Origin of the sequence: Hydrogenophaga taeniospiralis (genome assembly GCF_020510445.1) — a bacterium.
Taxonomy (GTDB): Bacteria; Pseudomonadota; Gammaproteobacteria; order Burkholderiales; family Burkholderiaceae_C; genus Hydrogenophaga.
In genome coordinates this window covers 16,672-42,384 of the sequence record NZ_JAHBAG010000001.1, presented here as the reverse complement: position 1 = coordinate 42,384, position 25,713 = coordinate 16,672, and the positions used below count along the sequence as shown (strand labels likewise).

At 69.9% G+C, this 25,713-nt stretch carries 25 protein-coding genes; 15 read left to right on the top strand and 10 right to left on the bottom strand.

Annotated features, from left to right (window positions below):
* Positions 1 to 82 precede the first annotated feature (82 nt).
* From KIH07_RS00150 to KIH07_RS00130, 5 genes are all read right to left on the bottom strand, one after another.
* Complete coding sequence (locus KIH07_RS00150; protein ID WP_226490039.1) at positions 83 to 790, bottom strand: hypothetical protein; 708 nt, start codon at positions 788 to 790, stop codon at positions 83 to 85.
* Between the two features lie 48 nt (positions 791 to 838).
* Positions 839 to 1,858: a tRNA 2-thiocytidine(32) synthetase TtcA gene (gene ttcA, locus KIH07_RS00145; RefSeq protein WP_226490038.1), complete on the bottom strand. Its 1,020-nt coding sequence runs from the start codon at positions 1,856 to 1,858 to the stop codon at positions 839 to 841.
* A 184-nt stretch (positions 1,859 to 2,042) separates the two neighbouring features.
* Positions 2,043 to 5,165, bottom strand: coding sequence for an efflux RND transporter permease subunit (locus KIH07_RS00140; protein ID WP_226490037.1), 3,123 nt, complete (start codon positions 5,163 to 5,165; stop codon positions 2,043 to 2,045).
* Positions 5,162 to 6,283, bottom strand: a complete 1,122-nt coding sequence (locus tag KIH07_RS00135; RefSeq protein WP_226490036.1) for an efflux RND transporter periplasmic adaptor subunit — start codon at positions 6,281 to 6,283, stop codon at positions 5,162 to 5,164. The genes KIH07_RS00140 and KIH07_RS00135 overlap by 4 nt, the downstream gene beginning before the upstream one ends.
* A gap of 42 nt (positions 6,284 to 6,325) precedes the next feature.
* The gene (locus KIH07_RS00130) at positions 6,326 to 6,880 is read right to left on the bottom strand and encodes a TetR/AcrR family transcriptional regulator (protein WP_226490035.1); all 555 of its coding nucleotides are present in this window, start codon (positions 6,878 to 6,880) and stop codon (positions 6,326 to 6,328) included.
* Positions 6,881 to 6,959: 79 nt separating this feature from the next.
* Between KIH07_RS00130 and KIH07_RS00125 the strand changes: the two genes are divergently transcribed.
* Positions 6,960 to 8,351, top strand: coding sequence for a TolC family protein (locus KIH07_RS00125; RefSeq protein WP_226490034.1), 1,392 nt, complete (start codon positions 6,960 to 6,962; stop codon positions 8,349 to 8,351).
* Between the two features lie 22 nt (positions 8,352 to 8,373).
* On the opposite strand, the gene KIH07_RS00120 is transcribed toward KIH07_RS00125, so the two are convergent.
* On the bottom strand, positions 8,374 to 9,423 hold the full coding sequence (locus KIH07_RS00120) for an AraC family transcriptional regulator (protein WP_226490033.1): 1,050 nt from the start codon (positions 9,421 to 9,423) through the stop codon (positions 8,374 to 8,376).
* 173 nt (positions 9,424 to 9,596) lie between these two features.
* On the opposite strand from KIH07_RS00120, the gene KIH07_RS00115 reads away from it, so the two are divergent.
* The gene (locus tag KIH07_RS00115) at positions 9,597 to 11,012 is read left to right on the top strand and encodes a flavin-containing monooxygenase (protein WP_226490032.1); all 1,416 of its coding nucleotides are present in this window, start codon (positions 9,597 to 9,599) and stop codon (positions 11,010 to 11,012) included.
* Complete coding sequence (locus KIH07_RS00110; protein ID WP_226490031.1) at positions 11,005 to 11,889, top strand: SDR family NAD(P)-dependent oxidoreductase; 885 nt, start codon at positions 11,005 to 11,007, stop codon at positions 11,887 to 11,889. Before KIH07_RS00115 ends, KIH07_RS00110 begins: the two co-directional genes overlap by 8 nt.
* A 15-nt stretch (positions 11,890 to 11,904) precedes the next feature.
* Here KIH07_RS00110 and KIH07_RS00105 read toward each other — a convergent pair whose 3' ends face one another.
* On the bottom strand, positions 11,905 to 12,612 hold the full coding sequence (locus KIH07_RS00105) for a TetR/AcrR family transcriptional regulator (RefSeq protein WP_226490030.1): 708 nt from the start codon (positions 12,610 to 12,612) through the stop codon (positions 11,905 to 11,907).
* Positions 12,613 to 12,718: 106 nt separating this feature from the next.
* On the opposite strand from KIH07_RS00105, the gene KIH07_RS00100 reads away from it, so the two are divergent.
* The 12 genes from KIH07_RS00100 (at position 12,719) to KIH07_RS00045 (ending at position 24,039) form a co-directional block, all read left to right on the top strand.
* Positions 12,719 to 13,141, top strand: coding sequence for a DUF2147 domain-containing protein (locus KIH07_RS00100; protein ID WP_226490029.1), 423 nt, complete (start codon positions 12,719 to 12,721; stop codon positions 13,139 to 13,141).
* Between the two features lie 67 nt (positions 13,142 to 13,208).
* A complete protein-coding gene (locus tag KIH07_RS00095) occupies positions 13,209 to 14,087 on the top strand; it encodes a TorF family putative porin (RefSeq protein WP_226490028.1) in 879 nt (292 codons plus the stop codon).
* A 139-nt stretch (positions 14,088 to 14,226) separates the two neighbouring features.
* On the top strand, positions 14,227 to 15,846 hold the full coding sequence (locus KIH07_RS00090; RefSeq protein ID WP_226490027.1) for a xylulokinase: 1,620 nt from the start codon (positions 14,227 to 14,229) through the stop codon (positions 15,844 to 15,846).
* Positions 15,843 to 16,484 (top strand): class II aldolase/adducin family protein, encoded by a 642-nt coding sequence (locus KIH07_RS00085; protein WP_226490026.1) that lies wholly within the window; start codon positions 15,843 to 15,845, stop codon positions 16,482 to 16,484. The genes KIH07_RS00090 and KIH07_RS00085 overlap by 4 nt, the downstream gene beginning before the upstream one ends.
* A 27-nt stretch (positions 16,485 to 16,511) precedes the next feature.
* Positions 16,512 to 18,002 (top strand): aspartate aminotransferase family protein, encoded by a 1,491-nt coding sequence (locus KIH07_RS00080; RefSeq protein ID WP_226490025.1) that lies wholly within the window; start codon positions 16,512 to 16,514, stop codon positions 18,000 to 18,002.
* A 4-nt stretch (positions 18,003 to 18,006) separates the two neighbouring features.
* Positions 18,007 to 18,639 (top strand): hypothetical protein, encoded by a 633-nt coding sequence (locus KIH07_RS00075; RefSeq protein ID WP_226490024.1) that lies wholly within the window; start codon positions 18,007 to 18,009, stop codon positions 18,637 to 18,639.
* A 21-nt stretch (positions 18,640 to 18,660) separates the two neighbouring features.
* Entirely contained in the window at positions 18,661 to 19,830 is a 1,170-nt protein-coding gene (locus KIH07_RS00070; protein ID WP_226490023.1) for an MFS transporter, read from the top strand.
* Positions 19,827 to 20,882: an NAD-dependent epimerase/dehydratase family protein gene (locus KIH07_RS00065; protein ID WP_226494595.1), complete on the top strand. Its 1,056-nt coding sequence runs from the start codon at positions 19,827 to 19,829 to the stop codon at positions 20,880 to 20,882. The genes KIH07_RS00070 and KIH07_RS00065 overlap by 4 nt, the downstream gene beginning before the upstream one ends.
* A gap of 12 nt (positions 20,883 to 20,894) precedes the next feature.
* Positions 20,895 to 21,695 (top strand): SDR family NAD(P)-dependent oxidoreductase, encoded by an 801-nt coding sequence (locus KIH07_RS00060; protein ID WP_226490022.1) that lies wholly within the window; start codon positions 20,895 to 20,897, stop codon positions 21,693 to 21,695.
* Positions 21,696 to 21,706: 11 nt separating this feature from the next.
* Entirely contained in the window at positions 21,707 to 23,143 is a 1,437-nt protein-coding gene (locus KIH07_RS00055; RefSeq protein ID WP_264181774.1) for an aldehyde dehydrogenase family protein, read from the top strand.
* Between the two features lie 16 nt (positions 23,144 to 23,159).
* Entirely contained in the window at positions 23,160 to 23,642 is a 483-nt protein-coding gene (locus KIH07_RS00050; protein WP_226490020.1) for a DUF2147 domain-containing protein, read from the top strand.
* 106 nt (positions 23,643 to 23,748) lie between these two features.
* Positions 23,749 to 24,039 carry a DUF6916 family protein gene (locus KIH07_RS00045; protein WP_226490019.1) on the top strand — a complete coding sequence of 97 codons (291 nt, stop codon included), beginning with the start codon at positions 23,749 to 23,751 and terminating at the stop codon, positions 24,037 to 24,039.
* On the opposite strand, the gene KIH07_RS00040 is transcribed toward KIH07_RS00045, so the two are convergent.
* The 3 genes from KIH07_RS00040 to KIH07_RS00030 are packed head-to-tail and all read right to left on the bottom strand — an operon-like array spanning position 24,032 to position 25,707.
* Positions 24,032 to 24,604 carry a GNAT family N-acetyltransferase gene (locus KIH07_RS00040; RefSeq protein ID WP_226490018.1) on the bottom strand — a complete coding sequence of 191 codons (573 nt, stop codon included), beginning with the start codon at positions 24,602 to 24,604 and terminating at the stop codon, positions 24,032 to 24,034. The genes KIH07_RS00045 and KIH07_RS00040 overlap by 8 nt on opposite strands.
* 1 nt (position 24,605) lies before the next feature.
* The gene (locus KIH07_RS00035; protein ID WP_226490017.1) at positions 24,606 to 25,145 is read right to left on the bottom strand and encodes a phage tail protein; all 540 of its coding nucleotides are present in this window, start codon (positions 25,143 to 25,145) and stop codon (positions 24,606 to 24,608) included.
* Between the two features lie 31 nt (positions 25,146 to 25,176).
* The gene (locus KIH07_RS00030) at positions 25,177 to 25,707 is read right to left on the bottom strand and encodes a phage tail protein (protein WP_226490016.1); all 531 of its coding nucleotides are present in this window, start codon (positions 25,705 to 25,707) and stop codon (positions 25,177 to 25,179) included.
* Positions 25,708 to 25,713 lie beyond the last annotated feature (6 nt).

The following is a 25,713-nucleotide window of genomic DNA, read 5'->3' as shown; positions in this document are numbered from 1 at the left end:
GAAGGGGGGCGACACCAGAGGCCCGGCAAAGCCGGTTCCTCGGTGTCTCTGGGTTGCGCAGCTTCATGCGTGGCGGGTCACGTTAGCGCGGGACTTCGATGTTGACCTGCCGCACGCCGCTGGGTGGGGTCGGGAAATCGCGCAGCGCCGCGTCGATCATGGCCGACCACAGCCCGGGCGTGCTGTTCCAGGGGCCTTCGTGGGCGGCGTGGGTTTCGTACACCACCTGGCCGCTGGCCGCGTGGCGGATCACCAGCGACACCTCGCGCTTGTAGTAGGGCGGGTCCAGGTGCATGAACATCGGCGCCCAGACGATCTGGCCATGGACGTTGACCACGTGGCCGCGATGCCCCGACAGGCCAAAGCCGCCCCAGGGTCCGTGCCATGGGTCGTCCCAGGGCGAGCGGGACAGGCGCAGGGTGTCCGCGGCGACCTGCACCGTCCAGGGGGCCGACGAGGCCGTCTCGGCCGGTGACCAGCCGAGCCGCGACAGGGCCGGGCGGGCCAGATTCTCCAGCTCGTCCTGTGCGGCGGCGGACCGGCCCTCGCGCTGCGAAGGCAGGCGCTCGAAGCGGTAGTTTTGCGGTGCCTGGGGCACGGCGGCGGGCGCCGGGGCCGCGGCGGGCCGGTCGCCCCAGCGCGCGAAGCTCTGCACCTGGTTGTCCACCAGGTACACGCTGGCGCAGCCGCTCAGGGCCAGCAGCGTGAGCGCGACCAGGGCGCTGCGCAGGCCACGAGCGAGGCCGGGGCGTGATGCGGTGGTTCGGGTGGTCGAAGGTCGAACGGTCATGGGGTCTCCTGCGGGGGGCGGCGCGGTCCGGCGGTGGACCGGGTTGGGTCAGTGCGCCGACGCAATCGGTATGACCGCTTTGCCCACCGCCGCGTTCCCGGCGGCCTCGGCTTCGGGCCAGGCGTCCGCCGGTGGGGCGGCGGGCATGGGCAGGGGTTCGTCGTCGAACGCCTTGTCGCCGTCTTCGCTGGCCTGGCCGGTGGCGCGGATGGTCTGGAAGGGGAAGAGCGCGCGGTCCATCAGGTGGCTGGGCACCACGTTCTGCAGCGCCGAGGCCATGTTCTCGACGCGGCCCGGAAACTTCTTTTCCCACTCTTTCAACAAGTTACCGACCTGCTTGCGCTGCAGGTTTTCCTGGCTGCCGCACAGCGTGCAGGGAATGATGGGGAACTGCCGCACCTCGGCCCAGCGGGTCAGGTCCTTTTCGGCCACGTAGGCCATGGGGCGGATCACCACGTGCTGCCCGTCGTCGCTCACCAGCTTGGGCGGCATGCCCTTGAGCTTGGCGCCGAAGAACATGTTGAGCAGCAGGGTCTGCAGGATGTCGTCGCGGTGGTGGCCGAGCGCGATCTTGGTCGCGCCCAGTTCGCTGGCCACGCGGTACAGGATGCCGCGGCGCAGCCGGCTGCACAGGCTGCACATGGTCTTGCCCTCGGGGATCACGCGCTTGACGATGGAGTACGTGTCCTGGTTCTCGATGTGGAACTTCACGCCGAGTTTGGTCAGGTAGGCCGGCAGGATGTGGTCGGGGAAACCGGGCTGCTTCTGGTCGAGGTTGACCACGATCAGCTCGAAGCGCACCGGCGCGCGCGCCTGCAGTTTCTGCAGGATGTCGAGCATGCCGTAGCTGTCCTTGCCGCCCGAGAGGCAGACCATCACGCGGTCGCCTTCCTCAATCATGTTGTAGTCCACGATGGCGCGGCCGACTTCGCGGCACAGGCGTTTTTCCAGTTTGTGGTTCTCGCGCAGCTGTCTGCCGGCGGCGCCGTGTTCGGCCACCGGGGCCGGGGCCGCGCTGTCGTCGATGAGGGGTTCGACCCAGCCGGCGGGTTGGAGCGTGTGGTTCATGGTGTGGTGGCCAGCCCTGGGGCTGGCGGGAAAAACGGGGGGCCGGTGTGGGCGGGCCGCAGTGGCCGGCGCCCGCGCCCGGTGGCGAATGCGGTACCGCGAATCGTACCGGGTACGGGCGGGGCTGTGCAGTTGCGGTCGGTGTGCCCATGAACGCCCCTGCGCGAGGATTGAGCGCCTCAGATCATGAACGCGTTTGTCTCATGCAGACATGCCCACCCCGCCGGGAGGTGGACGTCCGCGCCAACCAGCGCGCCAGCCGCCCGCCGAACAGCAACTCGTACAGCACCGGCACCAGCCCGAGCGTGACCAGCGTGCCCAGCGCGAGGCCGCCGATGATGGTGACCGCCATGCCTGACCACAGCGGCCCGCCGAACAGCAGCAGCGGCACCAGGCCCGCGACGCAGGTGAGTTTGGTCATGACGATCGGGCGCAGCCGCTGCACCGCCGAAACCACCACCGCTTCGCGCAGCGGCCGGCCGGCATGCAGCTCGGCCTCGATGCGCTCGAGCAGCAGCACGGCGTTGTTGACGATGATGCCGGCCAGCGACAGCAGGCCGAAGTTGGCCATGAAGCCCAGCGGCTCGCCGGCGATCTTCAGCGCGGGGGCCACGCCGATCAACGCGAACGGGATGATGGCAAGGATCAGCGCCAGCTTGCGGAACGAACCGAACTGCCAGACGAAAAGGATCAGCATCGCCACCGCCGCGTGCGGCAGGTACTCGCTGAGCGCCGCGTTGGCCTCGGCCGCCTCTTCGATCTCGGCACCGAGCTCGATGCGGTAGCCCGGTGGCAACGCCAGCGCCGCCACGGCCGGGGCGAGCTGGTCCACCACCTGCTGCGCGGTCTGCGTTTCGCTGCGGCCCTGCACGGTCAGCGTGCGCGACAGGTCGCGGCGGCGGATGACCGAAGGCTCCGAGTTCACCGAGACCGTCGCCACCGCCGACAGCGGCACCGGCGCGGCGCCGGTGGCCGGGTAGATCAGGCTGTTCGCCACGTCCTCGGGCTGCTGGCGCTCGGCCAACGAACCGCGCACGACCAGCGGCACCAGCGTGTCGCCATCGCGCAGTGCAGAGACGATGAGGCCGCTGAAGCGCGCACCCAGCGAGGTGGCCACGTCTTCGCTGGTGATGCCCAGGCGGCGTGCCTTGCGCTGGTCGATCTGCACGTCGAGGCGCGGCACGCGGCCGTCCCAGTCGTCGCGCACACCCACCACGCCGGGCACGCCGCGCAGGGCGGTTTGCAGCTGCTCACCCAGGCGGCGCAGCTCGCCTTCGTCGGGGCCTGCAATGCGGTAGGCCACGGTGCCGGAGTCGGTCGCGCCCAGCGAGAAGCGCTTCACGTCGGCGCGCAGCTCGGGGTGGTGGCTGGCCAGCCAGGCGCGGGTGCGCTCGATCATCGGGTCGAGTGCGTCCTTGTCGTTCACGCCCACGGTGAAATAGCCGATGTGCGACGCCGGCAGCGGCGGGTTGAGCCCGAGGATGATGCGCGGCCCGCCGTCGGCCACGTAGCCGATGCTGGTCGTCACCTCGGGGTTGGCTTCCTTGTCGCTCAGCCAGCGGCTGACGGCCTGCACCGTGGACAGCGTGGCGCGCGAGTCGCTGCCGGGCTGCAGTTCGAGGGTGATCTGGTACTGCGGCCGGTCCGACGGCGGCAGAAAGCCCGCCGGCACGCTCGACAGCAGCAGCATCGCCAGCGTGAACAGCAGCGCCATCGCCCCGAGGAAGATCGCCTTGTGGTCGAGCACCGTGCCGATGGCGCGCCGGTAGGTGCGGTAGAACCTCGACTCGGCGTTGGGATCGGGCTGCGCGGCGTGCTGCGACGGCTTGAGGAAGTAGTAGCACAGCAGCGGCGTCACCGTCAGGCAGAACAGCCACGAACCCAGCAGCGCCAGCGCGAGCACGATCACCAGCGGGCGCAGGTACTCGTTGATGGAGGTGTTGCCGAAGAAGAAGGGCGAGAACGCGAAGATGATCACCAGCGACGAGGTGAGCAGCGGAATCGCCAGCGTCTGGCCGGCGCGGATGCAGGCGTCGCGGCGGTCTTCCCCGTCAGCCAGTCTGCGTTCGATGTCTTCGGCGATCACGATGCCGTTGTCCACCAGCAGGCCCAGCGCAATGATGATGGCGGCCATCGACACGTTGTGCAGCTCGATCGACAACATCTGCATCGCGATCAGCGTGCCCAGAATGGTCAGCGGCACGATGCTGCCGACCACGAGGCCGGCGCGCCAGCCCAGGAACAGCACGACGACCGCCATCACGATGACGATGGTCTCGCCCATCACGCGGTTCATCTTGCCCATTTCGCGGTCCACCACGTCGGCCTGGAAGGTCACGTAGTCGAGCGCGAAGCCGGCCGGCAACTGCTGCTGCAGTTCGGCCACGCGCGCTTTCAGGGACTCGCCAAACGCCTCGATGTTCTGGCCGGCGCGCATGGACACGCCCAGCACCACCGCCGGCTCGCCCTGGTAGATGGCGGCCGAATCCGGCGGGTCGGCGGGCAGCACCTGGATGCGCGCGATGTCACCCAGGCGCACGGTGGCATCGGTGCTGCCGCTGCGCTGCGGCACGCTGAGCACGAACTGCCGCAGCGCCTCCAGCGAGACGATTTCGCCGGAGGAGACCAGGGCGCTGTTGAGCCCGCCGAGCACCACCTGACCGCCCGAAAGCACCACGTTTTGCTGCTGCAGCTGCTGCAGCACGGCCGGGGCGCCCAGGCCCAGGCCGGCCAGGCGCGCGCGGTCGAACTCGATGTAGACGCGCTCGTCTTGCAGGCCGTGGAAGCTCACGCTTTGCACGCCGGGCAGTTCGTAGAGCCGGTCGCGCAGGCGCTTGAGCGGTTCGCGCATCTCGCTCATGGCAAAGCCCGGCGCGGTGACGGCGATGGAGGCCACCGCGACGCGCCCGAAGTCGTCGTTCACCTGCACCGGCAGCGTGCCGTCGGGGAACTGCGGCGAGACCTCGGCCACCTTGGCGCGCACCTTCTGCCAGATCGGCTGCAGGTCGGCCTGGTTCTCATGGACCGTGACCTGCACGATGGACAAGCCGGTGCGCACGGTGCTGACCACGTGCTTGATTTCGGGCAGCTCACGCAGCCGCTCCTCCAGCGGGCGCGCAATCAGCTGTTCCATGCGCTCCACCGGCAGGCCGGGGTTGGCGACGAAGATCATCGCGTCGCGGATGGTGGTGGACGGCTCTTCCTGCGAGGGGAACTTCAGGAACGCGAACACACCGGCCAGCAGCACCAGCGCGGCCACGAAGAAGGTGAGTCGGTTGGAGCCGAGCGCGGATTCCGTCAGCTTCATGGTTGCGCTCCGTGCAGCAAGGTGGTCGGCGCGTGGGGCACGGCGGCCTGGCCTTCGGTGAGGAAGGCGGCGCCCGCGACCACCACCTGGTCACCCGCCTGCAGCCCCGAGGCGACGGGAATGCGGCCGCCGGGCAGGACTTCGTTGCCGATCTGCACCGCGCGGCGCACGAGCGTGCCCCGGGTCGCGTCGAACAGGAACACGCTGGCCGCGCCGGGCGCGGAGGCCGGCAGCAGGGCGGGGGCGGGCACGGTCACGCCGGCGGCCCGGGGCTGCGGCAGTTCCACCGACACCACCGAGCCGCTGCGCAGGCCGGGCGCGGCGCCTTCCAGGCGGAACACCGCCTGCACCAGGGAGCCGTTGTCGCTGTGCGTGGACAGCCGTTCCAGCCTCAGCGGCCGGGTGCCGGCATCCCCAGCGGTGTTGCCGAGGCGGGCGGTCGCGGTTTGCCCAGGCTGCAGGTGCGCGGCGGTCGCCTCGGGCAGCATGCTCACCACCTCCAGCGCCTGTCCGGCCTCGATCTGCAGAACCGTCTGGCCGGCGCCCACGTCGCTGTGGGGCTGGGTGGCGCGGGCGACGATTTCGCCGTCGAAGGGCGCCTTGATGTCCGCGAGCGCCAGATCGCGGCGCGCCATGGCCCGCGCGGCGTCGGCGGCCTGCAGCTGGCTGAGTGCGAGGCGGTGTTGCGTCTGGACCGCTTCCAGCGCGGTGGCCGAGATGATCTGGTCCCTGGCCAGGGCATCGTGCTGCTGCAGCTGGGTCGTGCGCTCGGCCAGCGCGGCGGCCGCGGCGCTGCGGTCGGCCTGTGCCTTGTCCAGCCGCCACTGCGCGGGCGCCGCGTCCAGCCGGGCCAGCACCTGGCCGGCGCGCACGCGGTCGCCCACGTCCACCAGGATGGCGGCGATGCGCCCTGGCTGTTCAAAGCCCAGTTCGGCGCGCTGGCGCGCGCGCAGGGTGCCGATGAAGGTTTGTGTGGTGTTGGCTGCGGCAGCGGTCACACGTTCCAGCTTGACGGGGCGGGGCGCGGTGGCGGCGGGCGGTGGCGCTTCGGTGCAGCCGGCGAGCAGCGCGGCCAGCAGGGTGGCGGTGGCGATGGTCTTGCGACGGGGCGAGGGCATGGGCAGGGTGTCCGGTTCAGGGGGAATGGGAAAGCGGGGAAGTCAGTCGAAGCGCTGGGCGAGCTGCTGCAAGGCCTCGCGCATGGCGGCGTGCTGTTGCGGGCTGAAGGGGTGCAGGTTCAGCAGCTCCAACAGCGAGATGCCGTCCAGGGCGGCGGCCACCACCAGTGCCAGGCCCGCCTCGGGCCCGGCGCCGGACAGCTCGCCGTAGGTGCGGTCAAAGAGCTGCTGCACCGGACCCAGCAGGTGCGGGTAGCTGGTGGCCGCGGCCAGCAGGTTGGCCTGCAGGCGTTTTTCGCCGGGCGGCATGTCGAAGGTGTCGTCCACCAGGGCCATCAGCCGGGCGCTGGTGGTGGCGCCGCGCTGTGCGGCCTTGGCCCGGCTGCGCTGGTCGAGTTCCAGACTCATGCGCTCGACCAGGGCGCCGAGCAGATCGTCCTTGGTCTTGAAGTGGTAGATCAGGCCGGCCTTGGTGACGCCGGCGGCGGCGGCCACGCCCTCCAGCGTCAGCTCCTGAACACTGTGGGTGGCGATCAGTTCGGCGGCGGCGTCCAGCAGCTTCTCGCGTGAACTGCTGCGTCCGGGTGGGTTGGCCATGGGGGCTCCTGAAGTGGTTGAAACTATACTGCACGTATAGTAAAGTTACGAACACCGTCTGTCAACAAGGAGATCGTTCATGTCCTGTTTTTCCACGGCCCGTCTGGCCCTGGCCACCGCCGCGCTGTTGGCGCTGGCGGGCTGCGCTGCGCCGGTGGCCGCACCCACCGCTTCCTGGAAGGCTCCCGCTGGCTGGAGTGCGGACGCCCCCCTGGCGGCGCCCACCGCCCAGGCGGCTGCACCGGCGTCCGATGCCTGGTGGGCGTCGGCCGGCAGTGCCGAACTCAACGCGCTGGTGGAGGCGGCGCTGCGCGCCAACCGCGACCTGCACATTGCCGCGGCCCGCGTGCTGCAGGCGCGCGCCGGTGTCGAGGCGGTCGATGCCCAACAGCTGCCGCAACTGGGCCTGGCGGCCGGCGCGCAGCGGGGGCGCGATTCCAGCGCCAACCCCAAGGCCAGTGTGGTGTCGGGCGGCCTGCGCGCGAGCTGGGAACCCGACCTGTTCGGCGCGCAGGGCCTGGCCAGCCAGGCGGCGACCGTCGACGCACAAGGTGCCGAGCTGGCGCAACAGGCGATGCGGGTGGCCATCGCGGCCGACGTGGGCACGGCCTGGTTCGAGATCCAGGCGCTGCGCCGCCGCGAGGCCGTGGCGCGCGACGCACTGACCACCCTGGAGCGCCAGATTGAGGTGGCCCGACGGCGCTTCGGCGCGGGCCAGTCGAGCGCGCTGGACGTGGACCGCCTGCTGGCCGAACGGGGGCAGGAGCGGGCCGCCCTCGCGCAGTTGCAGGGCGCGCAACGCGCGCGCCAGCGCCAGCTGGCGGTGCTCACCGGCGCCGCACAGCCCGACCCCGCGCTGGTTTTCGCGGACACCGGCGCGGCTGGCATCGCCGCACCGGCCGGGCTGCTGCCGGCGGAGCTGCTGGAGCGCCGTCCCGACGTGCAGCTGCAGGCCCGGGCGCTGGAGGCCGCCGCCGCGCGGCTGGGCGTGGCACGGCGCGACCTCTACCCGCGCATCCAGCTGGACTGGGCCGGCCGCAAGGAGCGCCTGAGCGTGGGCGGGGCGAGCGCATCGCCCACGCTGGTGGTCGGCTACGGGGTGTCGCTGGCGCTGCCGGTCTTCGACGGTGGCCGCATCCGCGCCAACATCGCCGTGCACGAGGCGCGCACCCAGGAGGCCATGGCCGGCTACGAAAAGGCCATGATCGGCGCGCTGGCCGATGCCGAAACCGCACTGGTGCAACTGGCCGCGGCCGAGACCACCGTGGCCGAGCTGGAACGGGCACAGCGCGCGGCGGCCGAAGCAGCCGCGCGCAGCCAGCGGCTGTACGAGGCCGGCCTGGTGGGCCTGGACACCGTGCTGGACGTGCGGCGCAGCCACCTGCGCGCGCAGGATGCCCTGCTGCAGGCGCGCGGCGCCCAGTGGGTGGCGGGCGTGTCGGTGCGCCGCGCGTTTGCCGGCCGGGTGTGAGCCGGCCCGCGAACGCCGCGACTCATGGCGCGTTGCGGTGCTCGCCGGGCAGCGCACCCGACCAGCGCTTGAATGCGCGCCGGAAGCTGCGGGCGTCGGAGAACCCGCAGGCCAGGGCCACCTCGGCCACGGGCAGGCCCGCGTGCTGCAGCAGGTCGCGTGCACGCTCGTGCCGGATGTCGTCCAGCAGGCCCTGGTAGGACAGCCGCTGTTCGGTCAGGCGGCGTCGCAGCGTGCGTTCGCTCATGTTCAGCTCCTGCGCCACGGTGTGCAGGGGTTGGGGCTGGTCCAGGTGGGCGCGCAGACGGCTGGCGATGGACTCGACCAGATCGCTGCGGCGCTCCGGTCGCCGCAGAAAGCCGTCGAGCTGGGCGCGCAACGGCGCGCAGGTGATCTCGTCGTAGCCGGGCAGCGGGCTGCCCAGCCACTTCACATCGCTGACCAGCCGGTTCGCCCCGGCGCCAAAGTGCACCGGGCCGCGGAAGAACTGGGTGTAGGCGCGGGCGTGGGCGGGCCGGGCGTAGGCCAGTTCCACCCGGCGCGGGCTGAAGCCGGTGCCGACCAGGCAACGCACCACGGCCACAGCGCTGGAAAACGCCTCTTCCACCAGAAAGGGTTCGATGGCGACGTCGAACTGCTTGGGCCGGACCTCCAGCACCGTCTCGTCGCGCTGGATGGACGAGTGATGCTCCAGCAGGGCGCCCACGTCGCCCTGGTGCGCCAGACCGTATGCGATGGCCTCGCCCAGGGTTTCGCAGGTCAGCATGGCCAGCCCCGGCAGCCCCCAGGACACCGGGGTCTGCCGCGCCCCGGCGGACAGGCCGAGCGCCGGGTCTTGCAGGGCCTGGTAGCTGCGCACGATGAGCAGCCGGGTCTGCCGGTACGACAGCCGCATGCCGAGGTCGAACAGGTCGCGGTAGCCAAAACCCAGCCCCCGGCAGACCCGCCCGGGCGGCAGCCCGCGCTCGCGCAGCAGGCCGAGCAGGGAGCGCGCGATGTTGGGCACCACCGTGGCGTCGGTGAGGTGGTGGGCGTCGCCGCTGGGTGCGGGGGCTGGGCGTGGTGGGGTCATGGGGTTTGGAGGAGGCCGTGGCGTGACCGGAGTGTGACCGATGCGTGGCCGCAATGGTCCCCTGTCTGGCCGGATGGGTCTCCGGTCGAAGGCGGGGTCGCCTCTAGATTCACGCCAGCTGTTTCGCACCAGCCCCGGCACCAGACACCCCATCCAGCCACGAAGGAGACACCATGACCCCCACCACCGAACCCGGCGTCGTCGACTGCGGCGAGGCCACCTGCATCATCGGCGCCGGCCCCGGCGGCCTGAGCGCGGCCCGGGCGCTCAAGGCCCAGGGGCTGCCCTACGAACAGTTCGAGCGCCACCACGACGTGGGCGGCCTCTGGGACATGGACAACCCGGGCTCGCCCATCTACGAGTCGGCGCATTTCATCTCGTCGCGCGACCTGTCCGGGTTCATGGGTTTTCCGATGCCCAAACACTTCCCGGACTATCCCTCGCACCGGCAGATCCTGTCCTACGTGCGCAGCTTTGCCGACGCCTACGGTTTGCGCGCAGCGATCCGACTGGGCACCGGCGTGAACCAGGTGCGCAAGGATGCGGCGGGCCACTGGGTGGTTGAACTGAGCGACGGCACGCGCCGACGCTACAAGGCCGTCATCTGCGCCACCGGCTGCAACTGGGACCCGAACCTGCCGAAATTTGAAGGCCGGTTCAGCGGCGAACTCCGCCACTCGGTCACCTACCGGTCCGGCGACGAATTCCGCGGCAAGCGGGTGCTGGTGGTGGGGGCGGGCAACTCGGGGGCCGACATCGCCTGCGACGCAGCCACCCACGCGGACCAGGCCTTCATCAGCGTGCGGCGCGGCTACCACTTCATCCCCAAGCACATCTTCGGCATGCCGGCGGACGAGTTCGGCGAGTCGGGGCCGCACCTGCCGCTGTGGCTGGCCCGGCCCATCATGACCGGGCTGCTGCGCCTGATGACCGGCGACCTCACCCGCTTCGGTCTGCCCCGGCCTGACCACCGCCTGTTCGAAAGCCACCCGCTGATGAACTCGCAGCTGCTGCACCACCTGCAGCACGGCAACATCGCGGTCAAGCCCGACATCTCGCACCTGGACGGCCACGCCGTGGTGTTCAAGGACGGCTCGCGCGAAGAGGTCGACCTCGTGCTGTGCGCCACCGGCTACCGCTGGAGCTGCCGCTACGCGGCCGAGTACTTCGAGTGGCGGGGCGGGCGCCCGCAGCTCTACCTCTCGATGTTCAGCCGCGACCACCGCAACCTGTTCGGCATCGGCTACCTGGAGAACAACTCCAGCGCCTACAAGCTGTTCGACACCCAGGCCTTCATGATCGCCGCCTACCTGAAGGCGCAACGGGACCACGACGCCAGCGCGGCCCGCTTCGAGCAACTGATCCAGCGCGACCAGCCCGACCTCTCGGGTGGCATCCGCTTCGTCGACTCGCCGCGCCACCAGGTCTACATCGACGCGCATTCCTTCAAGACTTACCTGCGCAAGCTGCGCGCCCGCATGGGCTGGAACGAACTGAGCGAGGCGTTCTACGACCGCGTGCGGGTCGCGTCCTCGGCCGCCGTTCCCGGCTTGCAGGCGCCCGTGCGGGAGGTGGTGTCCCATGGCTGAGCCGCTGTCCTGTTCCGGCTGGGTGGCGCTGATCACCGGCGGCGCGGGCGGTCTGGGCCGGGCCATCGCCGCGCGGCTGATTCAGCGCGGCGTGCGCTGCCTACTGGTGGACGTGAACGCGGCCGGCCTGGAGCAGGCGGTGCGCGCGCTCGGGCCGCTGGCCACGGCGCATGTGGCCGACCTGACCGACGCCGACGCGGTGCAGCGCCTGGTGGCCCATGTGCGCGACGGCATCGGGCGGCTCGACATCCTGGTGAACAACGCCGCGGTGGCGGACACGCAGCCGTTCGAGCAGCGCAGCCTGGCGTCCATCCGGGGCGAGTTCAGCATCAACCTGCTGGCGCCGGTGCTGCTCACGCACAGCCTGCTGCCGCAGCTGCGCCAGGCGGTGGACGCCCGGGTGATCTCCATCGTCTCGCTCGGCGGCATCTTCCCGCTGCCCGAGACCAGCGTCTATTCGGCCACCAAGTTCGGCCTGCGCGGCGCCATGCTCTGCCTGGGCCTGGACGGGCCGCGCCTGGGCGTGAAGTTCGGGATCATCAACCCGTCGGCGACCGAGACGCCCATGCTGATGCGCGAGGCCATCGACGGCGGCAACAAGCTGCAGTTCATCGACCCGCCTCAGCAGCCAGACGAGGTGGCGCTGCAGGTGCTGCGCATGCTGGACGATCCCTGCCTCGAACGGTATGTGCGGCCCAGCGAGTCCTGGACCGTGCGGCTGGCCATGCTGGTGCCCAACCTGCTCGGGCGGCTGATTCCGCTGTTCCGGCGCCAGGGCGATGCGGGGCACCGCCGCTACCTGGCCTCACTGGAACGGCGCGGCATGATCCGCCAGCAGGACGGCGTCTGGCAGCTCGGGCCGCCGCCGGGTCCGTGAGGGTGGCCTCTGGCGTCAGCGGGCCGCGGACTTGCCGGCAGCCTTGCGCGGCGGTGCGGCGTCCGGCCGCACGCGGGTCAGGTGGCTGGCGATCATGCCGGCCACGGTGCGGGCCACGGCCTTCACGTCCAGCGGCTCGTCAAAAATCATCTCGACGGTGGCGTAGATCAGCTCCACCACGATGCGGCTGACGAGCTGCAACTCGGCCGCGTCGGCCTCGGGCAGGGCCATCGCGAGCAGCCGGGTTTGCTCTTGCGTGACGGCGGTGTGCGAGGCCAGCCGCACCTGCTGCAGGGCGGGCACGGCGCGCAGGGCCCGCATGATCCAGACCCCGCCCACGGTCTGCACCGTGGCTTCGTAGGTGTCGATGATCAGCCCCTCGACCGCCCGCTCCAGGCTCTCGACGCCCCCGTTGAACACCTCCAGCGTGATCCAGCGGTCCACGCGCTCGTTCTGGGCCTGCATCAGGCGCTGCCCCAGTTCGGACAGCAGCGCGTACTTGTTGGGGAAGTAGCGGTAGAGCGCCGGCGGTGTGAGCCCGGCGCGCTCGCACACCAGGTTGGTCGACAGCCGCTCGATCCCCACGTCGGCCAGCGTCTGCGCCGTCACTTCCAGGATGCGCTCGTAGGTCTCGGTGGCGCGCTGCTGTGCGGGCTGCTTCTTGGTGACCAGGGAAGGCTGGGGTTTGCGCGTCGGTGGCATGGGGCGGAGCAGGGTTGGCATCAGGGATTCTCCCAGTAATTTTTTTCACCAAAAACAATAGTCATCACTATATACTAGTCATCACTATCTAAATATTCCTTGTCCTAACGCAAGAAAGGTGCACGCCATGAAGACCCTGACCCGCCTGATCGCCGTTGTCTGCTGGTCGCTGGCCATGTCGGCGCAAGCCGCCGGACCCGAGGACGCCCAAGGCTTGTGGATGACCGCGGAGAACGACGCGGTGATCCGCTTCGCGCCCTGCGCCGAGCTGCCCGGCGCGTTGTGCGGAACCATCGTCTGGGACAAGGACGCCGGCACCCCGGTCGACACCTGCGGTGTGCGCATCGCGCAGCTCGCGCGCTACGACAAGGACGCCTGGCGCGACGGCTGGGTCTACGACCCGCGCGACGGCAAGAAATACAAGGGCGCCGTGCGCGCCAAGGCCGACGAACTGCGCATCCGGGCCTTCGTGGGCGTGGAAATCCTCGGCCAGACCGAACAGCTCAAGCGCGTGGCCACCTTGCCCGCCACGCCGGTCTGCAAATCCTGATCCCGTCCCCTGCGTTCCCCCCCCCCCCCCGTCCCCCCTCCCAACCACCGCCCAAGGAGAGTCCCCCATGAATCCGATCCGCCCCCTGTCGGTCGCCATCGCCAGCTTGCTGGCCGGCGCGGCCGTGCCCTCGTTCGCCCAGGAAACGGCCAGTTTCGCCGTGACCACGGAGCTGAAAGTCACCTCCGACCAGCGCAGTCGCGGCGTCTCCGACTCGTTCAACCGGCCGGGTGCGAAGCTCAGCGTGCAGGCCGCGCACGAAAGCGGCTTCGTCGGCCTGGCGGAGTTCGCCACGGTCAGCAAGAAGCAGTTCCTCGGCGGCGAAGGCCTGGGCGTCACGCTCGCTGGCGGCTACCGTTTTGGCGACCCCGAGGGCTGGCATTACGGCGTGGGCCTGGCCACCGAGCTGTTCCCGGGCGCGCAGTTTGAAGCGCCCCACGGCTTCGACATGAGCACCGGCACGCCCACGGACTGGCGCAGCACCAAGTACGACAGCGCGTTCGCCGTCGCCGAGATCGGCTACGGCGCACTGGAAGCGCGCGCCATGAACGTGATCTCCAAGACCTACCGCGGCGCCAACACCGGCGGTGTGTGCGGCACCATGCTCTCGCTGATGGCCGACCCCATGCCGGGCCTGGCCTGCTATGCGCGCGGCGACCACGGCTCGCGCGGCAGCTGGCTGTTCGACCTGGGCTACAAGATCGATCTGAACCCGACCACCGCGCTGAACCTGCACGGCGGCTACCAGAAGATCGCCAACTTCAAGGAAGCGAACTTCGCCGACTACTCGGTGGGCATCACGCACAAGCGCTGGGGCTTCAACTGGAGCGCCGAATGGATGACCACCCGCACCAAGGTGCGCGAGCTCTACATCGCGCTCGATGGTGACAAGGCACGCGCCACGGACAACAGCCGCCTCGTCGTCTCGGTCGCACGCAGCTTCTGAAAGATGGAATACCCCCGCAGCGCTTCGCGCTACCCCCAAGGGGGCGACACCAGCCGTCCGGCGAAGCCGGCCCGGCGGTGTCCCCGGTTGGACCGTTTCATGCATCGCGGATTGCGCGCCGTGCGGTGGAGCCACTGAAATGCCCCCATTGCTCGACAAACCCATCGGCCAGGCCGACACGCGCCTCGTGCTCGCCGTCGACCTGGGCACCTCGGGCTGCAAGTGCGCCCTGGTGTCGCTCGATGGCGCCGTGCTCGCATGGGCTTTCCGGGCGGTGAAGCTGCACGTGCAGGGCTCCCTGGCCGAGCAGGAGCCGCAGGACTGGTGGTCGGCCTTTATCGACAGCGCGGGCGAGATCCTCGGGGCCGATGCTGGCCTGCGCAGCCGCGTGGTCGCGGTGTGTTGCTCGACACAGACCGAAGGCACGGTGTGCGTCGATCGCAACGGTCAGGCGATCGGGCGGGCGCTGACCTGGCTCGACTCGCGCGGCGCGGCGGCGATGGCGCGCCGCGTGCGCGGGCGCGGCCTGAGCATCGAAGGCTACGGGCCGATCAAGCTGTGGCGCTGGCTGCGGCTGACCGGCGGTGCGCCGTCGCTCTCGGGGCGCGACTCGGCCGGGCACATGGCCTACCTCCGCGACGAAGAGCCCGAGCGCTACGAGCGCACCCACAAGTTCCTCAACGTGCTGGACTACCTGAACCTGCGCCTGTCCGGCCGCTTCTGCGCCACGCAGGATTCAACCGTCACCTCCTGGGTGACCAACAACCGGGACCCGCACCGGATCCGCTATGACGCAAGCCTGATCCGCATGCTGGGCATCGATGCAGCCAAGCTGCCGGAGATCGTGCACTCCACCGACGTGCTGGGGCCGCTGTTGCCTGGCGTCGCGCAGGCCCTGGGCCTGGCCCCGAAGACGGTGGTGGTCGCCGGCGCCGTGGACAACTCCGCCGTTGCCGTGGGCGCGGCCGTGGGCGACTTCGAAACCCATCTGTACCTGGGCACCTCGTCCTGGCTGGGCGCGCACGTGCCGTTCATGAAGACCGACGTGCGCCACAAGATCGCCGCCGTGCCCAGCGCGGTGGACGGGCGCTACCTCGCGATGGCGCTGCAGTCCACGGCCGGGGCCAACCTCTCGTTCCTGCGCGACCGCATCCTCTACCACCCCGACGAACTCGCCAGCGACGAGGAACACCCCGCCGTCTACGAGGTGCTCAACCGAATCGCCGCGCGCGTGCCGCCGGGTGCACGCGGCCTGATCTACACGCCGTGGCTGCTCGGCGAGCGCACGCCGGTGGACGACCCGCGCCTGCGTGCCGGCCTGCTCAACATGTCGCTGGAGCACACCCGCGAGGACATCTTCCGGGCCTTCCTGGAAGGCGTGGCGCTGAACACACGCTGGATGCTCGAACCCTTTGCGCGCTTGCTGGGGCGCAACGCCGGCACCATCACCGCCGTGGGCGGCGGTGCACAGTCGGACGTGTGGTGCCAGATCATGGCCGACGTGACCGGCCAGCCGATCCGCCAGCTGGAGAACCCGATCCAGACCAATGCGATCGGCGCCACCTTCATCGCCGGGGTGGGCATGGGCGCGCTGTCGTTTGCCGACCTGGGTCACCTGCGGCGCACGCGGGCCGTCTACGAGCCTTCCAGCGCGCTGCGCCGCCTGTACGGCGACCAGTTCGAAACCTTCAAGGAAGTGCGCACCCGCCTGGCGCCGCTGTACCACCGCATCAACGCACCGCAGGGGGCCGCCGCATGAACACGCAGAACATCCGCCAGACCGTGGTCGAGCTGTGCATCGAACTCTCGCACCGGGGCCACTTCTCGGGCACCGGCGGCAACATCGCGCTGCGCATCGATGCGGAGCACATCGCCGTCACACCCTCGGCCACCGATTACCTGACGATGACCGCGGCCGACGTGTGCGTGCTGCGTCTGGCCGACCTGCGGCAGGTCGAAGGGAGCAAGTCGCCGTCGGTCGAGAGCGGCCTGCACGCGCAGGTGCTGCGCGCCCGGCCCGACGTGCAGGCCAGCGTGCACACGCACCAGCCCGTGGCCAGCGCCTGCGCCCTGCTGGGCCGGCCGCTGGAGGTGCCGCCCGGCCCCCTGCGAAGGCTGCTGGGCGAGCGCATTCCCGTGGCGGGCTACGCCCCCTCGGGCAGCGGCTGGCTGTCGTCCAAACTGGCCCGCCAGTTGCGCCCGGACACCAACGCCTACCTGATGCTCAACCACGGCGTGCTCTGCTGCGGCGCCACGTCCGACGCAGCCCTGCAGGCGGTGGAAGACCTCGAAACCCTGTGCAAATCCCTGCTGCTGCAGCGCATCGCGGCGCGCGGCGAGCGGGAGCCCTTCATGCAGGCGGCCCTGCGGCGCGTGGCCGACGCGCTCACCGCCTGATCCCTCCCTGTTCCCGGCCCACCCACCATGAGCAACCTGTCCTCCGTTCACACCGCCGCCGCGGCCACCACCGCCCCCCGTCCCGCCATCTCGGCCTGGCCCGATGTGGACAGCCTCTACCGCCGCTTCGCCGACCTGGTGAAGCAGCCCATGCGGCCCATCCGCAGCGACAAGATGCCGCAGGTGATGCGCTACTTCGACGAGCGCTGCCAGGGCTCCAAGCGCCTGTCCGAGCGCGCCAAGGCCGTGATCCCCGGCGGTGTGCAGCACAACCTGGCCTTCAACCACCCGTTCCCGCTGGCCATCACCCAGGCCGACGGCGCCCACATGACCGATGTGGACGGCAACCGCTACATCGACTTCCTGCAGGCCGGTGGCCCCACGCTGCTGGGCTCCAACCATCCGGTGGTGCGGCAGAAGGTGAACGAGGTGCTGGACACGTGCGGCCCCGTCACCGGCCTGCTGCACGAGTACGAGGTCAAGCTGGCCGAGCTGGTGTGCCAGAGCATGCCCGGCGTGGACATGGTGCGCCTGCTGGGTTCGGGCACCGAGGCGGTGATGGGCGCCGTGCGCCTGGCGCGCGCCTACACCGGCAAGAAACGCATCATCAAGGTGGGCGGCGCCTACCACGGCTGGAGCGACCAGCTGGTGTACGGCATGCGCCTGCCCAAGACCGGCCGCATGGAGGCAGTGGGCATTCCGACTGGCGCCACCGGCAACACGCAGGAGTGCAACCCCAACGACCTGGACGCGCTGCGCAGCCAGCTGCGCTGGAACCGCCTGCGCGGTGGCACGGCGGCGGTGCTGCTGGAGCCCCTGGGCCCCGAGAGCGGCACCCGCCCGGTGCACCCCGACTACAACCGCCAGGTGCGGGCGCTGTGCGACGAGTTCGGTGCGCTGCTGATCTTCGACGAGGTGGTCACGGGTTTCCGCGTTGGCATGGGCGGCGCGCAGGCCTACTTCGGCGTCACGCCCGACCTCACCGTGCTCGGCAAGTGCCTCACCGGCGGCTACCCCATGGCGGGGGCCATTGGCGGGCGCAAGGACATCATGATGATGCTGGTGGGTGGCATCGGTGCCACCACCAAGCGCGCCTTCGTGGGCGGCACGCTCTCGGCCAATCCGCTCTCGTGCGTGGCCGGGTATTACGCGCTGCTGGAGGCCCAGCGCACCGACGCCGCCGGTGTGGCGGGCCGCGCGGGCGACCGGCTGCGCCAGGGGCTGGAGGGCATCATCAACCGCCTGGGCCTGCCCTATGTGACCTACAACATGGGCTCCATCGTGCACCTGCAGACCTCGGGCGTGCTGCTGCTGGACACCAGCAGCCTGTGGAAGCTGTTCAAGGTGAAGGACGAAGCCAAGCGCCGCAAGCACATGATGGAAGAGATGGGCGCGGCCTACACGGCCCACGGCCTGATCACGCTGGCGGGCAGCCGCATCTACACGAGTCTGGCCGACACCGACGAGGTGATCGACGATGCGCTCAACCGCTTCGAAGACGTCTTCAAGCTGGTCTGAACCCATGAACAACGAACAAGACCTGCGCGCGCAATGGCCCGGGCTGCGCGACCGGCTGCAGGCCAAGCGCCTGCTCGAAGGCGAGGACGCCAGCCTGTCCTTGCGCATCCCTGGTACCGAGGCGATGTGGTTCGGGCTCGCCCACGACAGCGTACCGCAGCGACTGGTCTGGCGTGCGGCACACCGTGACGCAGAGGCGCATGCCGCGGTCTACGCCGCGCGGAGCGATGTGGGCGTCATCGCCCAAGGCGGTGGCCGCTTCGGGCGCTGCCTGGCGGATTTCGGGGGGGCGATGCCGCAGGTGTTTGACGAGCAGGCGCGCCATCTGGGACCGATGGGGCCGCCGAGCGCGAGCGTGGGCGATGTCCCGGCGGTGCTGCGGCAAGGCGGCAATGTGCTGCTGCTGCGGGGTCGACCGGTTTGCCTGGGCATGACCGCGCTGCGCCTGGCGCTCAACGCAGAGCTGTTCGAGAAGTGCGCCAAGGCCTATGTGCTGGCCGTGGCCGGCAACGGGCGCGTGCGCCCGCTGCCCTGGATCGTTCGCCTGGTGGCCAACCGGCGCCTGGCGAAAGACCGCCAGCGCGCGGCGGCGCGGTTTGTGCAAGGGCACCTGCCCGAAGAGAGCAACGGTTACTGACCCACCCTGGAGGGGCCTGCCATGTCATCCCGACCCGATACGAGCGTTTCCCTTGTGCAGCTGGCCGGTGCGCTGGCCATCGGCACCATCGCCGTGCTCATGGTGGGCGTGCAGCCCATCCTGCTCGGTGCCCTGGTCGAGGCCGGCCACGTCAGCCTGGAGGGTGTGGGCATCGTGGCCATGGCCGAGATCATCATGCTGGGGCTGGGCGTGGTGCTCGGCGACACCCTGCTGCCCGTCGCGCGGCTGCGGCTGATCACCATCCTCGCCGCGCTGTGCGCCGCGGCGCTGGACCTGCTCACCCTGCAGGCCGTGGGCGACGGCGGCATGGCGGCCGTGCGGGCGGGCGCGGGCCTGGCCGAGGGAGTACTGATCTGGGGCACCACCGGCGTGATCGTGCGCACGGCCCAGCCGGCGCGCATCGGCGGCGTGTTCTTCGTGCTGCAGACCATTGCCCAGGCCCTGCTGGGGCTGGCGCTGGCCAACGCCATCATTCCGCGCTGGGGCTGGCCGGGCGGCTTCGCGGCGCTGGGCCTGCTGGCGCTGCTGCCCTGTCTGCTGGCGTTCGTGCAGCCCGCGCGCCTGTCGCCCCTGGCCCCGCCCGCCATCTCGGGCTTCCGATGGTCGGCCGCCACCCTGCAGCCCCTGGCCGTGGTGTTCCTGCAGCTGGCGGCGCTGGGCTCGTTCTGGGCCTACCTGGAGCCGCTGGGCCAGGCCGTGGGGCTGGACGCACGCGCCGCGCAGACTCTGGTCGCCGCGGTGCTGGTGATGCAGGTGGTGGGCGGCATCGTGGCGGCGCTGGCGGTGCGCCGCCTGCCGCTGGTGCCCACCCTGGTGTTCTGTTCGATGGCGCTGGCCGCGGTCACCGCCACCGTCCACCAGCTGCCCGCAGGCGGCGTGCGCAGCTTCTCCATCGCCTGTGCGGCGTTCGGTTTTGTGTGGCTGTTCATGCTGCCGTTCCACATCGGCCTGGCGTTCCGCGCCGACCCCAGCGGCCGCCTGGCGGGCCTGGTGCCGGCGGCGCAGCTGCTGGGCAGCGCCCTGGGGCCGCTCACGGCCTCGTTCATGGTCGAGGGGAACGACGCCAGCGCCGTTCCCCTGCTCAGCGTGGCGTTTGCCATGGCTGCGGCCACACTGGCGCTGCTGACCCGAACGCGCCGCGGCGCGCAACCTGTGAGGATCTTGCCTTGAACACCATTCACCTGGTCACGGGTGCCAGCGGTTTTGTCGCCGCGCACCTCACGCGCCTGCTGCTGGAAGCCGGGTACACCGTGCACGCCACGGTGCGCAGCCTGGGCCACGCGGCCAAGCTGCGCCCCCTGCACGCCCTGCAGCAGCAGTTCCCGGGGCGCCTGGTCCTGTTCGAGGCGGACCTGCTCAAACCCGGTTCGTTCGACGAGGCGATGGCGGGCTGCTCGGTGGTGCACCACGTGGCCTCGCCGTTCCTGCTGCCGGAGAAGATCACCGACGGGCGCCGCCAGATGCTCGAACCGGCGCTGCAGGGCACGCGCAACGTGCTGGGCAGCGTCGAGCGCACCCCCAGTGTGCAGCGCGTGGTGATGACCTCGACCGTCGGCGCGATCTTCGGCGACTACATCGACGTGCGGCAGATGAAGGGCGGTGTGCTCTCCGAGGCCTACTTCAACACCAGCAGCACGCTGGAGAACAACCCCTACCACCTGTCCAAGGTCGAGGCCGAAAAGGAGGCCTGGCGGCTGCACGGGCAGCAGCAGCGCTGGAGCCTGGTGACGATCAACCCCGGCCTGATCCTCGGCCCCTCACTCACACCCGAATCGGTGTCCGGCAGCCTGTTCCTGCTCGACGAGATGCTGCGCGGCGTGCTGTTCTACGGCATGCCCGACCTGAGCCTGACCACGGTGGACGTGCGCGAGGTCGCCCTGGCCCATCTCCGCGCGGCCGAGCGGCAGGAAGCGCACGGGCGCTACATCCTGGCCGAGAAGGAGATGATCTCCTTCGTCGAGATCTCGAAGATCCTGCGCAGCGTGCACCCCCGGCCCTGGCTGCTGCCGCGCCACACCATCCCCGACTGGCTGGTCCGGCTGATCGGTCCCGCGTTCGGCCTCACGCCCGAGTACATCCGCAACCACCTGGGCATCCGGTTCCCGGTCGACAACCGGCGCAGCATCGAGGAGCTGGGCATCACCTACCGGCCGATCCGTGAGACCCTGACCGAGCATGCGATCGAGTGGCTGCGCCAGCGCCGCAGCGCCTCGGCAACGTGAGGGAGCGTCACGGTGGAATTCAAGAACAAGGTGGTCCTGATCGTCGGTGCGTCGTCCGGGATCGGCCGGGTGCTGGCGCTGCGGCTGGCCGGCGAGGGCGCGGTCGTGACCGTCACCGCCCGGCGCCAGGAGCGGCTCGATGCCCTGGTGGACGAGATGGCGCAACGCGGCGACCTGGGGCTGGCGCTGGCCGCGGACGCCCAGGACCCGGACGCTGCCGAGCAGGTGGTGAAAGAGGTGGTGCGCCGGTTCGGCCGCATCGACCTGGTGGTGCTCAACGCCGGTGGCGCGCCCGCCCTGGACATGCGCACCATGGGTGCCCGCGAAGTCACCGCCTGCATGCGTTCCAACTACGACGTGGCGGTGAACGTCCTGTTCCCGGTGCTGCACCAGATGGTGCGCCAGGGGCACGGTCTGGTGGCGGTGACCAACTCGCTGGCCGGCTGGCTGGGGGTGCCGCTGCAAGGCCCGTACTCGGCGGCCAAGGGTGCGCTGCGCTTGCTGATCGACACCTGTCGCATCGAGTTCGGTCCGTTGGGCGTCCGTTTCGTCTCCATCTACCCCGGCTTCGTGGCCACCGAGGCCACCGCCAATGACGGCATGCCCGCGCCGCTGGCGTTGTCGGAGGCGCAGGCCGTCGAGCACATCGTGCACGCTCTGCGCCGCGAGCCCCTGGATTACCTGTTCCCCTTCACCATGCGTTGGCTGGTGCGGCTGGCGTTGTTGCTGCCCAAGCGCTGGACCACACACATCCTGCGCAGGGAGCTGCCGGCGCTGCCCGCCCATGCAGCGGGTAGCCCGCCCACCACATGAAGGCCCTGGCCATGCACACCACCCACGACGCAGACCCGGCCGTCATCGCGGCGCTGTTTGCGCAGCAGGCCCCCACCGCGCTGGCGCTGCGCTGCTCCACCGCCCGTGATCGGGTGGCCAAACTCCGTCGGCTGCGCGACGCGCTGCTCAAGCGCCGCGAGGCCTGGTACACCGCCTTTGCGGCCGACCTGCGCAAGCCGCCGCTGGAGGTCGACCTGACCGAGCTGCTCCCGGTGGTGGACGAAGCGCGCCACGCCATCGCGCACCTGGCGCGCTGGATGCGACCGCAACGGGTGTGGCCCACGCTCACCACGCTGGGCACGCGCGCGCGGGTGCTGGTCCAGCCGCGCGGGCGCTGCCTGATCATCGGCCCCTGGAACTACCCGGTGAACACCTTGCTCGGCCCGCTGGTGTCGGCCATCGCGGCGGGCAACACGGTGATCCTGAAGCCTTCGGAATTCACGCCCCATGTCAACGCACTCGTCGCCGAACTGGTCGCCGAGCTGTTCGACCCGGCCGAAATCACGCTCGTGGAGGGCGGGGTGGCCACCGCACAGCAGCTGCTGGCACTGCCCTTTGACCATGTGTTCTTCACCGGCTCGCCGGCGGTGGGCAAGATCGTGATGGGCGCGGCCGCGCAGCACCTGACCTCGGTGACGCTGGAGCTGGGCGGCAAGTCGCCGGTGATCGTGGACGAGACCGCCGACCTGCAGCGCGCGGCCGAGCTGATCCTGTGGGGCAAGTTCACCAACGCCGGCCAGACCTGCGTTGCGCCCGACCACGTGTTCGTGCACCGCAGTGTCAAAGACCGCTTCGTGCGGCTGTGCCAGGAACTGATCGCGGCGCGCTACGGCGCAACCGACGCCGCTGTCGCGACCAGCCCCGACCTGGCGCGCATGATCACGCGCCGCCACACCGAGCGCCTGGGCGCGCTGATCGACGACGCGCTGGCGCGCGGCGCCAGGCTGCTGGCCGGCGGACGCCACGACGCCGCGGCGCGCTATGTGGCGCCGACGCTGCTGGCCGACGTGCCGGCCGACGCGCGCATCGGCGCCGAGGAAATCTTCGGCCCGGTGCTGCCGGTCGAGGCCTTCGATGCGATCGACGACGTGGTCCGCCGCATCAACGCCCAGCCCAAACCGCTGGCACTCTACCTGTTCAGCCACCACCGGCCGACCCAGGCGAAAGTGACCGCGCAGACCAGCTCGGGCGGCATCTGCCTCAACCACTGTGTGCAGCAGTACGCCCACGGCGGCCTGCCGTTTGGCGGCGTCAACCACTCGGGCATTGGCAGTGCGCACGGCGTGTTCGGCTTCAAGGCGTTTTCGCACGAGCGCGCCTGCCTCGCTTCAGGCCGCTGGATGGTGCTGAGCCTGTTCTACCCGCCTTACACCGCGCGCAAGAACCGGCTCAGCGCGGCGCTGCTGCGGGCGCTGCGCTGGGTCTGACGAGAAGGAACACACCATGAAGATGAGCACCGTTTTCGCAGGGATGTTGATCGGCGCCAGCGTGGGCCATGCGCAGGCGCAGGACAGTGCGGACGACTTCGTGGGCTACTGGAAGACGGCCCAGGGCGAAGGCATCGTTCAGTTGCAGCGCTGCCCGCTGTACAAGAACGCCCCGCCGACGGCGCTGTGCGGTGTGATCGTGTGGGACGCCGAAGTCAACAACCCCCAGCGCAGCACCTCGCTGGACTGCAACCGCAAGGTCTTCGAGGCGTCGAAGTTCGACGGCGGTGTCTGGCGCGAGGGCTGGGCCTTCGACACCCGCAAGCGCAAGTTCTACAGCGCCAAACTGCGCCTGAAAGGCGGCAATCTGCATGTGCGCGCCTATGTGGGCAGCGAGATCAATGGCGAGACGGAGATCTTCACCCGCGTGGCAGAGGTTCCCCCTGGCTGCGCGGACCGCAAACCCGAGTCCATATCGGTCAACGGCGCGGGGCGGTGAACCGCGGTTGGCGGTCCGTGCCACGCGCGTCTCGGCGCCAGTGACGGGTGTGCCCTGCGGCGATAATGAACGGCTGCTCTGTGTGTGGGGCAGGGAGCCTCACTTCATGGAACTGCTGACGCTGGAACACTTTTCGGGCTGCGTGAACGAGCCTTTCGCCACCCGGCTGGACGATGTGAACCTGGAGTTCGTGCTGGTCGAAGCCAGGCCCCTGGGGAACGGTGCGCCCCACCCGGTGCGCCAGCCGTTTTCCCTGCTGTTCCGCAACACCGCCGCCGTGGTGTTCCCGCAGAAAATCTACCCGATGCACCACCCGCGGGTGGGCGAGGTGGGCATCTTTCTGGTGCCCATCGCGTACGAGAAGGCCGGCTTCCTGTACCAGGCGGTGTTCAACTGAGCGGCGTCTCTCGGGGCGTCCAGCGCATCAGCAGGTGCGAGCCCTCGCCGTCTTCGGCGACAAACCCCAGGCGTTCGTAGAGCTGGCGGGCGCCGGTGTTGGTCTGCAGCACGTGCAGGCGCACACCACATCCCACGGCCGCCGCATCGGCCTGGCATTGCCGGATCAGCGCCGAGCCCAGCCCGCCATTGCGCGCGTCCGGAAACAGGCTGATGTGAATGATCAGGTGCTCGGGCGGTGTGCGCAGCAGGTAGCAGTTGCCCACCACACCGCTGTGCCGGTGTTCGATGGCCCAGAAACAGGCCTCGGGGTAGTGCGCCAGATAGTGCCTGTGCTGCAGCGTGAACTGCTGTTCGATGAACTGTCGTTTGACCGGGTCCGGCCACGGCACCAGGGCCATCTCGTCGCTGCGCGTGCTGGCATAGAGATCGCATAGCCAGGGCAGGTCCGCATCGCGCAGTGCGCGCAAAGAAAACCCGCGCTCGGTGAAGAGCGCGGGCTCGGGCCGGTGTTCGGCACGTTCCGGCGGGAACGGCGCCAAGCCTTGCAGGGCGGCCGTTGCCACGTCAGGGGAAGGAGGGGAAGACGCCCTGCAGCGCGATGCAGAAATTCACGCCGAGATACGGTTGCTGGTTTTCATGCGGGAAACCACCGCCCTGGTTCGGCGAGATCATGTTCGGGGCAAAGGTGGTGCTGGGGGACGCATCATTGAACGGTCTCGCGGTATTGCTGCCCAGCGTGGAGAGCGCGCTGTTGTTGCCAGGCGTGCCACTCTTTTTGGCGCGATCGGATTGGGCGAACGCGTTGACGCCGTGGTTGTGCACCGGGATCTCGGTGCTGATGAGGGTGACCGTGTTGACGCCGAAGGTCTCGCCCAGCACGCGTTCGCTGAGCCCCGGACTCTGGCCTTGTTCACAGCCGGCGCGGGCCGCGAAATTGGGCAACTGGAACGTGGTCGTCCCGTTGCCGCCGTAGATGGTGCCGATGAGGGCGAACAGCGCGGTGTTCTGCGAGATCGGCAGCGTGGCGCCGTTGCAGTACGCCCAGTTGCGCGGGTTGAAGTAGAAGCCGAACATCTGGATTTCGCCGATAAAGGGTTCGCTCATGATCTGATTCCTTCGTGGGGTTGTTCTGCGTTCAGGCCTGCTGCGGGAAGATGCCTTCGGTGGCGATGCAGTACTGCACCGTCAGTGTGGGCATGGTGTTTTCGTGCGGTTGCGAGCCGCCAGCGATGGTGGTGGATTGCGCGGACATCGGGGCGGGTGTGGCACCGGTGACGTCGGTGGCGTAGAAGACGTCGCCGCTGACCGAGCCAGGCAGCAGGTTGTTGCCCGGTGTCAGCGCGGTGGCCGCGCCCGTGGTCACGACCATCGTGTGCGTGTGCGTTGGCATCTGGGTTGTCAGCAGCGTCACGCTTTCGGTGCCGGCCATCTGACCAATGACGTAGTTGCTCAGCCCCGGGCCCTGGCCCTGGTGGATGGGCAGGCGGCCGCGCAGGTCGGGCACGGCGAAGGTGCTCTGGCCATCGCCGCCGTAGGTGGTGCCGATGAGGACGAACAGGGTTTCGTAGAGGGAAATCGGCAGCAGGCTGCCGTCGCAGGCCTGCCAGCCGATGGGGGTGCGGCCGAAGCCGAACATGCGAATTTCGCCGATATAAGGTGTGGACATGAAACG